Genomic DNA, 13,028 nt, shown 5'->3' with positions numbered 1-13,028 from the left:
GCTGATGCGCGGCCCTACTGTTCAGACCATGGACAGCGCCGTGGCCGCGATCGCCGAGTGGATGCCGGCGCAACGCTGGTACGGCGGCAAGGGCCACGCCCCGCGGCTGCGCCGCATCGGCGAGTGGGAGCTGCCGTCAGCCGAGTCCGGGGTCCGCGTGTGGTCGATGCTGCTCATGGATGACGCGACGGAACCGCCCGTGCTCTACCAGGTTCCCGTCGTGGAACGCGCGGCGGCCGCGCCGGAGGCATCCGCTCACCTCATCGCGGCCCTCGACGACGGCACGCACCTCTACGACGGCCCGCACGACGCGGCCTTCACCGACGTGCTGCTCGACCTCATCGTGCACGAGCGGCGCGCGGTCGCGCACGGCGCCACGGCCGTCGGCCACTACTCGGGTGCTCCGGATGCCGCGCGGCCGGGTCCGCACGTGCCCGCGAGCGTGCTCGGCGGCGAGCAGTCCAACACGTCGATCATCTACCGGCCGGATGGCGCGGCGCCCCTCATCTGCAAGGTGTTCCGCCAGCTCCACCACGGCGACAACCCCGACGTGACGCTGCAGACGGCGCTCGCGGCATCCGGTTCGCCGCATGTGCCGCCGAGCGTGGGCGACGTGGTCGGCGAGTGGGACGACGTCGGCCGCCCCGACGGACGCGCGCGCGGCCACCTGGCGTTCGCGCAGGAGTTCCTGCCGGGCGTCGAGGACGCCTGGCGGGTGGCACTCCTCGCCGCCGCCGGCGGCCGCGACTTCGCCGACGACGCACGCGCCCTCGGGGTCGCCGTCGCTGAGGTGCACCGCTCGCTCGGTGGCGCGTTCCCGCGCGAGCGCGCGTCGGCGGAGCTCATCGCGGCGATCGACGAGGCGTGGCAGCGGCGCCTGACCATCGGCGTCGCCGAGGTACCGGCGCTCGAGCCGCACCGCGCCGCGATCGCGGAGTACTACGCACGCGCGACGCAGGGAGCGTGGCCGCAGCTGCAGCGCATCCACGGCGACCTGCACCTCGGCCAGGTGATCCTCTCCCCCGAGCGCGGATGGCTCCTGCTCGACTTCGAGGGCGAGCCGATGCGGCCCATGGCCGAGCGTCGCCGTCCCGACCTGCCGGTGCGCGACGTGGCGGGCATGCTGCGCTCGTTCGACTACGTCGCGGGCGCGACCGAGATCGTGCACCCCGAGCGCGCCGCCGAGGCTCGGACGTGGGCCGCCTCGGCCCGCCAGGCGTTCATCGACGGTTATATCGCGGCATCCGGCACCGATCTCAGCAAGTACCGTGACCTGCTCGCCGCGTTCGAGCTCGACAAGGCGGTGTACGAGGCGATCTACGAGACGCGCAACCGTCCCGACTGGGCGCCGATCCCGCTTCGCGCGATCACGCAGCTGTTGGCCGCAGGACCATTGCAGGCGTCGGCGCCGTAGCCGGGAAGGCTCAGGGTCAGACTCGGTCGTCGCCGATCGTGCCCTCTTCCGCGGCGCGTCGGTCGGCCTCGGCCGAGTCGATGGCGTCCTCGTTCGCCTCCTGGTCGAGCGGGGCGTCCTCGTTGGCGGAGACGTCGTCGGTGTCGATGGGGAATCCGCGCTCCTGCCGCATCGGCTCATCGACCGGATCAGTGAAGCTGCTCATGATGCCCTCCTTCCGATTCGACGCTACGGCTGCGGTGTCGCGGGCGGGAGGGGTTGCGTTTCGAGCCGAGGCCGCGATGGCTAGCGGATGCCGCGACGCCAGAGCATGAGCGGCGTGTGCGCGGCGTACTCGCGGTAATCGTCGCCGAACCGCGTGACCAGGCGACGCTCTTCGACACGCGCCTTGGCGACGAGCACGACGGCCAGCAGCACCCAGACGACGATGAGGTCGACGCGCGCGAACCAGACGACCCAGCCCGACGCGGCGATCAGCAGGCCGACGTAGATCGGGTTGCGCGTCAACCGGTACGCGCCTGTGGTGCGCAGCGCGGCCCCCTCGCGCGGCGCCACCTGCACCACGAGGTCGCGCCCGAGCGCAACGGCCCCCGCGCCCGCGAGCACGAGCCCGGTGATGATGAGCAACACGGCCAGCACGGTCGACTGCTGTCCGGCCCAGAGCGGCGCCACGGGCACGGCGAACGGGAGGACCACCAGCACCGCGAGCAGCACGAACTGCGCCACCACGAGCCAGTTCGCGCGATCCCTCACCCGCCCATTCTGCCGTCCGCGGGCGGTCGCCGCGTCGTCGGCCCACCCCCGGCGCGGCGCGTCAGGCGCGGGCGAGGATCGCCGCGAGGTCGACGCCCGACGGGAAGGAGCCGTAGAGCGACCCCGCGCGACCTTCGATCCGCGAGCGCACGAAGGCGTCGGCCACCGCGGGCGGAGCATGCTGCACGAGCAGCGACGCCTGCAGCACGAGCGCGAGTCGCTCGGCGAGCTCGCGGGCGCGCAGGGCCGCGGTCGCGGCATCCGCTCGCCCGATCTCGGCCACGACCGACCGCGCTTCGGCGAGCTCGAGGTCGAGCGCCGGGTGCTCGCCCTCGGCCTCGCCGGCCACCGAGAAGAACGCCTCGAAGGCATCGGGCTCTCGCTCGAGCACGCGCAGCACGTCGAGGGCGATCACGTTGCCCGACCCCTCCCAGATCGCCAGCAGCGGTTGCTCGCGATAGCGGCGCGCGAGCGGGAAGCCCTCGGTGTAGCCGTTGCCGCCGAGGCACTCGAGCGCCTCGTACGCGTGCTCGGGCCCGCGCTTGCACACCCAGTACTTCGCGACCGCGGTCGCCAGGCGCCGGAACGCGCGCTCGACGTCGGACGCGTCGTCGTCGTAGGCCCGCGCGAGGCGCATCGCGGTGATCGTCGCCGCCTCCGACTCGAGCGCGAGGTCGGCCACGACCGCCGTCATCGCGGGCTGGTCGACGAGCAGCGACCCGAACGCGCGGCGGTGCCGCACGTGCCATGCCGCCTCGGCCACGGCCTGGCGCATGCCGGCCGCCGTGCCGAGCACGCAGTCGAGCCGCGTGCGCGTCACCATCTGGACGATCGTGGCAACGCCGCGCCCCTCGTCGCCGACGAGCCATCCGTCGGTGCCGTCGAACTCGACCTCGCTCGACGCATTGGACCGGTTGCCGAGCTTGTCCTTGAGCCGTTGGATCCGGAACACGTTGCGCGAGCCGTCGGGCAGCACGCGCGGCACGAAGAAGCACGACAGCCCGCCTGCCGCCTGCGCGAGCACGAGGAATGCGTCGCTCATGGGCGCGCTGCAGAACCACTTGTGGCCGGTCAGGCGGTACCGCCGTCCCCACGACTCGTCGTCGCCGGTCGGCTCGGCGCGGGTCGTGTTGGCCCGCACGTCGGATCCGCCCTGCTTCTCGGTCATCGCCATGCCGACGAGCGCCGACGGCTTGGCCGGGCCGCCGATGAGCCGCGGGTCGTACTCGCGGCTCAGCAGTCGCGGCATCCAGACGTCGACGAGGCCGGGCGCGGCCTGCTGCACCACGGGCACCGCGGCGTGCGTCATCGACACCGGGCAGGCGTGCCCCGGCTCGACCTGTGCGAAGAGCAGGAACGCGGCGGCCCGATCGACGTTCGCGCCGGGGCCAGGCTCGGCCCACGCGCCGGTGTGCGCGCCGCGCCCGACGGCCGAGCGGATGACGCGGTGGTAGGCGTCGTCGTAGTCGACCTCGTCCACGCGGTGGCCCCACCGGTCGTGCGTCCGCAGTTCGGGCGTGCGCGTGTTCGCGCGCTCGGCGTCGCGCTGGAAGCCCGCCGAGCCGGCGAGCTCGCCGATCTCGTGCAGCCCCTGCGCCGAGGCATCCGCGCCCCGGCCCCATCGGGCGACCGCCTCGACCAGCGCGACGTTCTCGGCGTACTCGTCGACGCCGACCCGCGGCGGCGCCTGGTTCTCGACCTCGTGCGTGATCATCGTCGACCTCCGCGTCCATTCCACACCCGCGCGGCTGCGGATGCACGGCCGCCCCAGGCTGGGACTCGCTAGTCGTCGTCGGCGATGCGCTGGAAGAGCACGTGGTCCTGCCACTGCCCCGCGATCTGCAGATAGCGGGGCGCGTAGCCGATGCGCTCGAACCCGTTCTTGGCGAGCACCCGCTGCGAGGCGGCGTTGTGCGGCAGCGTCGCCGCCTGCACGCGGTGCAGGCCGAGCTCGCCGAACGCGAGCGCGAGCGTCGCCCGCGCGGCCGAGGTCGCGTAGCCGCGCCCGTTCGCCGACGACGCCACCCAGTAGCCGAGGTTCGCCGAGAGGAAGGGTCCGCGGATGATGCCGCTGAGCACCATCGAGCCGATGATCGCGCCGTCGTCGTCGAGGATGACGAGCGGGAACGACTGACCTGCCTCGTGCAGCCGCAAGGACGCGGCGATGATGTCGGCCTGGCCTGCGACCGTCGTGAAGCCGTCGGGGCGCACCGGCTCCCACGGCGCGAGGAACTCCTGCTCGCGCGTGCGCACGGCCGAGAGCTCTTCGGCGTCTTCGGGCTGCATCAGCCTGACGCGCGGGCGTTCGGGATTCACCGTCCGAGAGTATCGGCGCGGCGGCGGACCACGCGAGGCTCGGGAACGCGACCGCGTCACCCCTCGAGCAGCTCGCGCAGGTCGTCGGCGTCGAGCTGCGCACTGCCGAGGCCGTCGTCGAGCACGGATGCCGCGAGTGCGCCCTTCCGCGCCTTGAGCGCCATGACCTTCTCCTCGATGGTGCCCGCCGCGACGAGTCGGTACACCATGACGTGCTGCTTCTGCCCGATGCGATGCGCACGGTCGACCGCCTGCGCCTCGCTCGCCGGGTTCCACCAGGGGTCGAGCAGGAACACGTAGTCGGCCTCGGTGAGGTTCAGTCCGAACCCGCCGGCCTTGAGGCTGATGCAGAACACGGATGCCGCGCCCGATCGGAAGCGCGCGATCTCGTCGTCGCGGCGGCGAGCCGTCGTCGAGCCGTCGAGGTACGCGTACGGCACGCCCGCGGCATCCAGCCTGCCCGCGACCCGGCCGAGGAACGACGTGAACTGGCTGAACACGAGTGCGCGGTGCCCCTCGGCGAGCACGTCGTCGAGCTGCTCGAACAGCGCGTCGAGCTTGGCCGACGGGATGCCGGCGTGCCGCTCGGCGTCGATGAGGGTCGCGTCGAGCGCGAGCATGCGCAGCAGCGTGATCGAGCGGTACACGATGAACCGTTGCCGGTCGAGGTCGTCGACGAGACCCAGGAGCTTCTGCCGCTCGCGCTGCAGCACCACGTCGTAGAGGCGTCGGTGCTCGGGTGCGAGCTCGACCTCGAGCACCTGCTCCTGCTTGGGCGGCAGCTCGGGCGCGACGGCTTCCTTCGTTCGTCGCAGTACCAGCGGGCGGATGCGACGACGCAGCCGATCGAGTCGCTCGGCGTTGCGGTCGTCCTCGACGGGTCGTCGATACCGCTCGTCGAACCCACGACGCGACGGGAAGAGTCCGGGCGCGACGATGCGCAGGATCGCCCACAGATCGCCGAGGTGGTTCTCGAGCGGCGTGCCCGTGACCGCGAGCCGGAAGGGAGCCCGAATGGCGCGTGCCGCGTCGTGCACCTTCGTCGCCGCGTTCTTCACGAACTGCGCCTCGTCGAGGATGAGCCCGCCCCAGTCGAGCTCGGCGAAGGCGTCGGCCTCGAGGCGGAGCACAGCGTAGGTCGTGACCACGACGTCGGCTCGGGCCGCCACGTCGGCGAGGCGTCGGCGCTGCGTCGCCTGGGTGCCGCTGACCGATGCGACGCGGAGCCCGGGCGTGAATCGCGCGGCCTCGTGGATCCAGTTCGACGCGACCGAGGTCGGCGCGACGACGAGGAAGGGCGCGCCGTCGACCCCGTCAGCCGAGGTCCGCGCGGCGGTGGCGTGCTGGATGAGCGCGAGGCACTGCACGGTCTTGCCGAGCCCCATGTCGTCGGCGAGGACGCCGCCGAGGCGGTTCGCCCAGAGGTAGGCGAGCCAGCGGAACCCCGCGAGCTGGTACGGCCGCAGTGGCAGCGCGAGCTCCTCGGGAGGCGCGAGTTCCTCGACCCGTCCGCCCTCGAGTGCCGCGACCGTCGCCCGCCACGTGACCGCAGGCTCGGCGACATCCGCGAGGTCTTCGAAATCGGCCCACAGGCTGGTGCGGCTGCGGTAGATCGGCAGGCGCCCGGTCTCCCACTCCGCGAGGTCGCCCGCCTCCTCGATGAGTTCGCGCAGCTCGGCGAAGATCGGCTGCGTGAGCGAGAGGTAGGACTTGTCGACGAGGAGCATGCGCTTCTGCCCCTTCGCGAGCGCTCGGAACAGCCGCATGAAGGGCACCGGCCGTCCGTTCACGGTGATCACCACGCCGAGGTCGAACCAATCGGGCTGGTCGGTCTCGACCGTGGTGACCCGCACCTCAGGACGCTCGGTGGCCTCGCGGTAGTCGGGGCGCTCGCCGCGCACGTCGATGCGGAATGAGGCGCCGGCGGCGCGCGCCGCGAGCGCCTCGAGTCGCGGCATCCGCTCGGCCGTGAACTGCGCGGCATCGACACCGCGGAGCACGATCGCGTCGAGCGGCACCCAGCCGAGCTCGTCGCCGACCCGCGCGAGCAGGTCGTCGTCGAGCTGGGGGTCGTCGACGGCGGCGGATGGGTCGACCTCGGTCGTGCGCCCGTCAGCGTGCTCCCACCGCCACGCGAGCCGCAGCACGTCGCCGGACTCGAACCGCGCGTCGAGCACGAGGGTCGCGGGTGGGCGGGGCGGCGGCGCGAAGCTGCCGTCGCGGCTCGTCACCGCGATCGAACCGGCGAGCGCGTGGAAGTGCGACGTCGCGAAGTCGGCCACCTCGGCGGCGGGCACCCGGATCGGCTCGGGCGCGGACAGCACGGCCGCCTCGGCCGGCCCGAGCAGCCCACCCGCGTAGGGCGCCAGTTCGATGAGCCCGGCGTCGAAGTCGAAGCGGTACACGCCGTGCCCGGCGACCGGCCGAGCGTGCTCGAGCGCGTGGTCGTCGGCGTCGAGCGTCAGGATCGGCGTGAGCGTGAGCGCCCCGTCGGCTCCGGCCGCGGCGTCGAGCCCGATGACGGCACCGCCGCGAAGCGCGACCTCTGGCGTGGCATCCGACCCGACGAGTGCGATGCCGAGTCGGCCCGCCTCGTCGAGGAGGGCCCAGAGCAGCGGGCTCTCGAAGTCGTCGACCGTGATCCACTCGGAGCCGTACACCTGCAGGGATGGGCCCGACCCCTTGAGCATCGCGAACTGGGCGAACCAGCGGGACTGCGCCGGGTCGACGCCGGCCGCGGACGCCTGGAAGCCGATGTTCTGCCAGGTCAGTCCGCCCTTGATCCAGGCGCCCCGCGAGCCCTGCGTGACCGGACGCACCGCGAGCCGGTCGACGGCGACCGCGCGCCGAGCGGGCTCGTCGCGCGGGCCGCGCCACTCGCCGTTGCGCCGCTGCACCCGGCGCCGCAGTTCGAACTGCAGACCGAGTCGACGCGTCGTCGTGCGCTCGTCGGCGGGCGCGCCATCCGCTCGCCTCACCGGCGACGCGTCTGCCGGCGAGCCCATTGCGGCAAGCGCGCTGCGCCAGTCGCGCGCCGCCCCGGCGGGCGGCAGCGGATCGGCGGGCATGCGGACCATGCTCGCATGCGCCGCCGACAGGCCGAGCCGAACCCTCAGCCGGCGGGCTTCAGCGGGCAGAACACGACGGTCTTCACCTGCTCGTCGGGCATGCCCGGCGGGCTCCAGTACTCCTCCCACATGGTCGACTCGTCGATCTCGCGCCCGTGCAGCGCCATCGCGGCGGCGATCGCGTCGTAGGCCTCGGAAATCGTCGCGTAGGGGCCGAGGTGGACGGTGCTGGCGACCTCGCCCTCGGGCAGTTCGTCGGGCACGACCTCGCCCTCGGGCTCGATCGGCGACGTGATGATGAATCCGGCGACGCTCAACGAGCCCGACGCCGGGTCCATCTCGGTGTAGCGGCCGATCGCGGGGCCGTCGCCCAGGAGGCCGCGCGGCCCGAGGACCGACGCGACGCGCTCGAACGCGGAACGCATGAACTCCGGGATCTCGTCGAACGTCGTCCGCGTCCGCACGACTGCCGCGTCCTTCCGCGGCACCAGGGTCACCTGCACGTCGTAGGCCATCGCGATCCCCTCATCTCGTGCCGGTCAGCTGCGCGCGATTCGCGAGGTACTTGCGCCGGCCAATCAGCCGCCAGACCCCGCGTACGGGCGGCGGCAGGTGGAAGCGGAGCCACTCGTCCCCGCCATCGGGCTGCGCCGCGAGGATCGCGCCCAGCTGCTGCCACGTCTTGCCCTTCGGCGTGGCCTTCCGGCCGTGCACGGATGCCGCGTCGACCTCCTTCTGGGTGAGGACCGTCTCCATCACGGGCACGATGTTGGCCTCCTCGTCGGGCAGGTGCACGGCGAGCGCCGCGTTGATGCCGTCGAGCGCAGCCAGCACCCTCGCGGCATCCGCCTGCCGACCGCTCGCCCGCCACGCAGGCAGCGCGGCGTCGAGCTCGCGCAGGTGCACGAGCATCACGGCGTGCTGCTCCTTCATGCGCTCGACATGGCCGGCGCACGCGGGCGCGCGGTCGTCGAGCGTGTCCCAGAGGTTTTCGTCCTCGAACTCGTGGTGCGCGTGCAGGCTCGTGGAGATCATCGCGAGGTGGTCGCCGACCACGTCGGCGTGCGCGTCATCCGCCTCGGCCACGCCGCGCACGAGCGTCGGCCCCTCGCCGAACGACGCGCGGTACATGCGGTGGATCTCGACCATGCCGCGCGCGTCGCAGGTCTTCGGGGCGCCGGCGGCGGGGCCGGTGCCGCTCGAGCCCCGGCCACCCGATCCGGGCGGGTCTCCGCTGGGCGGCAAGGCGGTGGCGGCCATGGGTGCTCCGATCGTCGGCGACGGATGGTGCTGCGCGCGACGTTACGACCGCGTCGGCGTGCTGGCAAGGCTCGCCGCACCCCGCGTGCGGGGGCGCCCTTCCTGCGAGGGCCGAAGGCCCGCGCCTCAGGCGCCGATCTCGACCTCCCACGTCGTGCCCGACACGACGAGGTCGGCGCGGGCGACCGTGGGCGCGATGACGAGCGCGTTCGTGCCGTCGACCTCGTGCGCCCACGCGAGCGCCGCCTCGGGCGTGCGCCCGAACGCGGTGTGGCGCTCGACGAGCCGGCGCACGCGTTCCTCCTCGGACGCCTCGATGAACCACGCCTCGTCGACCAGGTCGCCGACCCGCTCCCACGGCCCATCGTCGACGAGCAGGTAGTTGCCCTCGACGACCACGATGCGCGCCGACGGCTCGATCGCGATCTCGGCGGCGACCGGCTCGTCGACCGACCGCTCGAAGCCGGGCGCGTAGACGGTGTGCTCGGTCTCGGCGAGGACGCGTTCGAGCAGTCCGGCGAAGCCCCAACCGTCGAACGTCTCGATCGCGCCCTTGCGATCGCGAAGCCCCAGACGGTCGAGGGTCGCGTTGGCCAGGTGGAAGCCGTCCATGGGCAGGTGCACGGCGAGCCCCGCGCCATCCGTTCGGTTCACGGCCTCGACGAGCGCCGTCGCGAGCGTCGACTTGCCCGCGCCTGGGCAGCCCGTGATGCCCAGCAGCACGCGATGACCGGATGCCGCGGCGAGCTCGTCGCGCGCGAGGTCGACGAGTGCCGTCAATGCCGCGGCCGTGCGCGGTGCCGCGGGGTCGGGCCGGTCCATGACCTCAGGATGGCGCATCGAGCAGGAATCGAGAAGCGCGCGCCGCATCATCCGCGTACCGTGACGAACAGAGCCGATCAGGGGCTCACCGACCTGGAGGAGGAGATCATGGCCGAGAAGACCGAGGGCCTGTCGGAGTTCGAGCGCGAGGCCGTCAAGGACCGCGCGAAGGAGTTGCGCGCCGAAGCGAAGGCGGGCAAGAACCGCGCCGCGGGCGAGAAGGCGATCCGTGCCGCGATCGACGAGATGACTGGGAACGACCGCGAGATCGCCGAGGGGTTCTACAAGGTCGTCGGCAGCGTCGCGCCGCAGCTCATGCCGAAGACCTACTACGGCATGCCGGCGTTCGCGAACGACGACGGCAAGGTCGTCGCCTTCATGCAGCCCGCCGTCAAGTTCAAGGCCCGGTATGCGACGCTCGGCTTCGACGACAAGGCGAACCTCGACGACGGCGACATGTGGCCCACGTCGTTCGCGGTCGTCAAGTGGACGCCGGCGGTCGAGCAGCGATACTCCGAGCTGGTGGCGTCAGCGGTCAGCTGAGGCCGACGAGCCGGGCATCGGGTCGGTCGGCGGTCAGGCCGGCCGGCCCGTGATCGTGCCGGCGTGCTCGGCGACCCAGTCGACGAGCGGCAGCATGCGCTCCATGAGCTCGCGCCCGAGGTCGGTGAGGGCGTACTCGACGCGCGGCGGAACCTCGGGGTAGGACGTGCGCACGACGAGCCCGTCGGCTTCGAGCGTGCGCAGCGTCGAGGCGAGCATCTTCTCGCTGATGCCCTCGACCTCGCGGCGGAGCTCGCCCCACCGCAGCGTGCCGTCGGTCAGGGCGAGCAGTACGAGGACGCCCCACTTGCTCATGATGTGGTCGAGCACGACCCGGGTCGGGCATCCCTCGAGGAAGACCTCGCCGGACCGCTCGCGGATCTGCGCGAGACTTACCGTCATGTGGTACCTTACCGAAAAGTGGGTACCAGCGCGCGGGAAGGTAGACCGCGGTCGGCGGGTTGGCTTCGGTGAACCGACCGAAGGGATACCCCATGACCATCCTCGTCACCGCCGCCTCCGGCCACCTCGGCCGACGCGTCCTCGACGCGCTGCTCGACCGCGGCGCCGCACCCGCCGAGATCGTCGCCGGCGCCCGCGACACGTCGAAGCTGGCGGATGTCGCGAGCCGCGGCATCCGCGTCGTCGAGCTCGACTACGCCCGCCCGAGACCATCGCGCCCGCCCTCGGCGCGTCGACTCGGTGCTGCTCATCTCCGGCACCGAGTTCGGCAGCCGTGTCGCCCAGCACCGCAACGTGATCGAGGCCGCGAAGGCGGCGGGCGTGGCGAAGCTCGCCTACACGAGCGGCCCAAGGCCATGACGAGCGAACTCGTCCTCATGCCCGAGCACCGCGGCACCGAGGAGGTCATCGCCGAGGTCGGCGTCCCGGCGTGATCCTTCGAAACAACTGGTACACCGAGAACTACGCGCAGGATGTCGCGACCGCTGCCGCCACGGGCACGATCGCCGCCGCGACGGGCGCCGGTCGGGTCGCCTCGGCACCGCGCCGCGACTTCGCCGAGGCCGCCGCCGTCGTGCTGCTCGAGGACGGCCACGTCGGCAACGTGTACGAACTCGGCGGCGACGCGCCTGTGGACGTTCGCCGAGCTCGCCGCGGCAGCCGCCGAGGTACTCGGTCGCGACGTCGCCTTCGTCGCGCAGACCCCGGCCGAGCGCATCGCGTCGCTCACCGCCGTCGGCCTCGACGAGGGCACGGCCGGATTCGTCGCCGCCATCGACGAGGGCATCGCGCGCGGCGACCTCGCCGAGTCGGATGGCACGCTCTCGCGCCTCATCGGCCGTCGACGACCCCACTCGTCGAGCGCTGCGCGAGCTCGTGGAGACCGAGCGCCGCCGCCGCCTGACGCCGCGTCCGACGCGGTCGAGGCCCGGACGACGTGCGACGTCGTCCGGGCCTCTTCCCTGCGCGGCTCAGGTCAAGGGCGTCGGGCCGCCCTTCACGGCGCCGTGGTTCACCGGCGCGACCTGGACGGCACGTTCGATCTCCTGCGAGAACGTATTGCCCGCGGCATCCGTCGCGGTCACGCGCAGGTCGAGCCACGCGCCCGCGTCGGGCACCGGCAGCGACGCCTCGTAGCCGCTCACCCAGGCTCGACCCTCGGCGAAGATCCCGCCGGGCGCCTCGCCCGGGCCGGAGTCGTCGGCCGACAGCAGCTCGAGCGGCACGGGCTTCCAGTCCGTGCCCGAGACGCGCACCTCGAGCGTGGCCTCTGTCATGGCGCCCGAGCCGACCGCGCCGGCGACGTGCCCGAGCTCGAGCGAGAGCGGCACCGCCTCACCCTTCTTGCGTCCCACGCCGGCCATGCCCGCGGCATCCGTCTCGATGTCGTACACCGTCTGAATCATGGGCTGGAACTGGAACGACCAGTCGTCGCGCGACCCGCTCGTCGTGAAGGTCCACTCCGACAGGGTCTTCGTCGACGACGCGAGCGCCGAGCCATCGTGCGTCGCCGTGTTGACGACCCGCACCTCGGCATCGCCGTCGGGCAGGTCCCAGACGTTGACGCCCTGGAACGGCCCCGACTTCAGCAGCTCGCCGTCGAGGTAGAAGTCGGTGTTCTGCGAGACACCCGGGTGGCCGCGAACACGTCGAACGCTCCGGTGTGCCGGGCATCGCCGCCATCGGCCCACGACGGCAGGTTGACCTGCATCCAGTCGGCCGAACGGTACGGCGCGAAGTAGCCCTCGCCGACGTAGGGACGCACGATCGGACCGAAGTAGCTCGTCTCGACGTGCTCGCCGGGCTCGTACGACCGGGGCACGTCACGGACCTGCCAGCCCACATCGAGCACCGTCGCGTCCTGGTACCAGTCGACGTCGGTATTGACCCACTCCGTCCGCTCGATGCCGCGCACCGCGTTCATCGGGAAGCCGAAGCCGTACGCGCCGTTCGGCGCGAGGTCCCAGCGGAACTCGGCGAGCCGGTCGCCGGCCTCGCCGCGGTACCAGGTGTCGATGCGGGCGAGGTCGGATGGCGCGTAGTGCAGTCCGCCGGGATGGCGTCGGCGTCGTAGCGCGCGATGTCCCAGATCTCGTGGGCGTCGGCGACGCCCGTACCGGAGATCGTCATGCCGCCCTTCGCGGAACCGAGGGCGTCGAAGACCCGGCGTCCCTGCACGCCGCTCATCGTGGCGACCGGGATGGCGACGTCGGAGCCGTCGTCGGCCGACCCACTCACTGAGCTCGCCGTCGGCGTCGTTGGCCACGAGCAGCATGGTGGCGCCGGCGGCGAGCGCGTTGACCGCGCGCTCGGACGGCGAGACGGCGTCGGAGCGCGTGACCACGGCGACCTTGCCGGCCGCGTCGATCGCGGCGAACTCGCGGCGCTGC

The 13,028-nt window shown here is 72.6% G+C and carries 14 protein-coding genes; 3 read left to right on the top strand and 11 right to left on the bottom strand.

The genetic code is table 11. The features are described 5' to 3' along the window. Positions 1 to 28: 28 nt before the first annotated feature. Positions 29 to 1,414: a maltokinase N-terminal cap-like domain-containing protein gene (locus BLT99_RS00070; RefSeq protein WP_092668228.1), complete on the top strand. Its 1,386-nt coding sequence runs from the start codon at positions 29 to 31 to the stop codon at positions 1,412 to 1,414. Between the two features lie 16 nt (positions 1,415 to 1,430). Here the strand turns inward: BLT99_RS00070 and BLT99_RS00065 are convergent, their stop codons facing one another. From BLT99_RS00065 to BLT99_RS00030, 8 genes are all read right to left on the bottom strand, one after another. After that, positions 1,431 to 1,619 (bottom strand): hypothetical protein, encoded by a 189-nt coding sequence (locus BLT99_RS00065; RefSeq protein ID WP_092668226.1) that lies wholly within the window; start codon positions 1,617 to 1,619, stop codon positions 1,431 to 1,433. A gap of 80 nt (positions 1,620 to 1,699) precedes the next feature. Continuing rightward, positions 1,700 to 2,167: a methyltransferase family protein gene (locus tag BLT99_RS00060; protein ID WP_092668224.1), complete on the bottom strand. Its 468-nt coding sequence runs from the start codon at positions 2,165 to 2,167 to the stop codon at positions 1,700 to 1,702. A gap of 61 nt (positions 2,168 to 2,228) precedes the next feature. Then, entirely contained in the window at positions 2,229 to 3,881 is a 1,653-nt protein-coding gene (locus tag BLT99_RS00055; RefSeq protein WP_092668222.1) for an acyl-CoA dehydrogenase family protein, read from the bottom strand. A 68-nt stretch (positions 3,882 to 3,949) separates the two neighbouring features. Next, positions 3,950 to 4,483, bottom strand: a complete 534-nt coding sequence (locus tag BLT99_RS00050; protein ID WP_229724484.1) for a GNAT family N-acetyltransferase — start codon at positions 4,481 to 4,483, stop codon at positions 3,950 to 3,952. A 56-nt stretch (positions 4,484 to 4,539) separates the two neighbouring features. After that, positions 4,540 to 7,551: a DEAD/DEAH box helicase gene (locus BLT99_RS00045; protein WP_092668218.1), complete on the bottom strand. Its 3,012-nt coding sequence runs from the start codon at positions 7,549 to 7,551 to the stop codon at positions 4,540 to 4,542. Between the two features lie 44 nt (positions 7,552 to 7,595). Then, complete coding sequence (locus tag BLT99_RS00040; RefSeq protein ID WP_092668216.1) at positions 7,596 to 8,066, bottom strand: GyrI-like domain-containing protein; 471 nt, start codon at positions 8,064 to 8,066, stop codon at positions 7,596 to 7,598. A 10-nt stretch (positions 8,067 to 8,076) separates the two neighbouring features. Further along, positions 8,077 to 8,811 carry a hemerythrin domain-containing protein gene (locus BLT99_RS00035; protein WP_092668214.1) on the bottom strand — a complete coding sequence of 245 codons (735 nt, stop codon included), beginning with the start codon at positions 8,809 to 8,811 and terminating at the stop codon, positions 8,077 to 8,079. Positions 8,812 to 8,937: 126 nt separating this feature from the next. Continuing rightward, positions 8,938 to 9,633: a nucleoside/nucleotide kinase family protein gene (locus BLT99_RS00030; protein ID WP_092668212.1), complete on the bottom strand. Its 696-nt coding sequence runs from the start codon at positions 9,631 to 9,633 to the stop codon at positions 8,938 to 8,940. A 60-nt stretch (positions 9,634 to 9,693) separates the two neighbouring features. Between BLT99_RS00030 and BLT99_RS00025 the strand changes: the two genes are divergently transcribed. After that, entirely contained in the window at positions 9,694 to 10,176 is a 483-nt protein-coding gene (locus BLT99_RS00025; RefSeq protein WP_308208998.1) for a hypothetical protein, read from the top strand. Between the two features lie 33 nt (positions 10,177 to 10,209). On the opposite strand, the gene BLT99_RS00020 is transcribed toward BLT99_RS00025, so the two are convergent. Next, on the bottom strand, positions 10,210 to 10,578 hold the full coding sequence (locus BLT99_RS00020) for a winged helix-turn-helix transcriptional regulator (RefSeq protein WP_092668209.1): 369 nt from the start codon (positions 10,576 to 10,578) through the stop codon (positions 10,210 to 10,212). A gap of 92 nt (positions 10,579 to 10,670) precedes the next feature. On the opposite strand from BLT99_RS00020, the gene BLT99_RS18195 reads away from it, so the two are divergent. Further along, positions 10,671 to 11,072: a hypothetical protein gene (locus BLT99_RS18195; protein WP_331712586.1), complete on the top strand. Its 402-nt coding sequence runs from the start codon at positions 10,671 to 10,673 to the stop codon at positions 11,070 to 11,072. A 537-nt stretch (positions 11,073 to 11,609) separates the two neighbouring features. Here BLT99_RS18195 and BLT99_RS00010 read toward each other — a convergent pair. Both BLT99_RS00010 and BLT99_RS00005 read right to left on the bottom strand, forming a co-directional pair. Next, positions 11,610 to 12,329 (bottom strand): hypothetical protein, encoded by a 720-nt coding sequence (locus BLT99_RS00010; RefSeq protein WP_092668207.1) that lies wholly within the window; start codon positions 12,327 to 12,329, stop codon positions 11,610 to 11,612. Continuing rightward, the coding region (locus tag BLT99_RS00005; RefSeq protein ID WP_197675509.1) for a protease-associated domain-containing protein at positions 12,224 to 13,028 on the bottom strand (805 nt) is incomplete at its 5' end. The genes BLT99_RS00005 and BLT99_RS00010, both read right to left, overlap by 106 nt.

The organism is Agromyces flavus (assembly GCF_900104685.1).
Lineage (GTDB): Bacteria > Actinomycetota > Actinomycetes > Actinomycetales > Microbacteriaceae > Agromyces > Agromyces flavus.
Note: the sequence above shows the minus strand (reverse complement) of the source record. Positions and strands in the feature narration are given on the sequence as shown.

Bases quoted from the DNA above. Each gene is read 5' to 3' on its own strand.
- BLT99_RS00070 (WP_092668228.1), top strand. From the start codon at position 29: ATGGACAGCGCCGTGGCCGCGATCGCCGAGTGGATGCCGGCGCAACGC.
- BLT99_RS00065 (WP_092668226.1), bottom strand. From the start codon at position 1,619: ATGAGCAGCTTCACTGATCCGGTCGATGAGCCGATGCGGCAGGAGCGC.
- BLT99_RS00055 (WP_092668222.1), bottom strand. From the start codon at position 3,881: ATGATCACGCACGAGGTCGAGAACCAGGCGCCGCCGCGGGTCGGCGTC.
- BLT99_RS00045 (WP_092668218.1), bottom strand. From the start codon at position 7,551: ATGCCCGCCGATCCGCTGCCGCCCGCCGGGGCGGCGCGCGACTGGCGC.
- BLT99_RS00040 (WP_092668216.1), bottom strand. From the start codon at position 8,066: ATGGCCTACGACGTGCAGGTGACCCTGGTGCCGCGGAAGGACGCGGCA.
- BLT99_RS00035 (WP_092668214.1), bottom strand. From the start codon at position 8,811: ATGGCCGCCACCGCCTTGCCGCCCAGCGGAGACCCGCCCGGATCGGGT.
- BLT99_RS00030 (WP_092668212.1), bottom strand. From the start codon at position 9,633: ATGGACCGGCCCGACCCCGCGGCACCGCGCACGGCCGCGGCATTGACG.
- BLT99_RS00020 (WP_092668209.1), bottom strand. From the start codon at position 10,578: ATGACGGTAAGTCTCGCGCAGATCCGCGAGCGGTCCGGCGAGGTCTTC.
- BLT99_RS18195 (WP_331712586.1), top strand. From the start codon at position 10,671: ATGACCATCCTCGTCACCGCCGCCTCCGGCCACCTCGGCCGACGCGTC.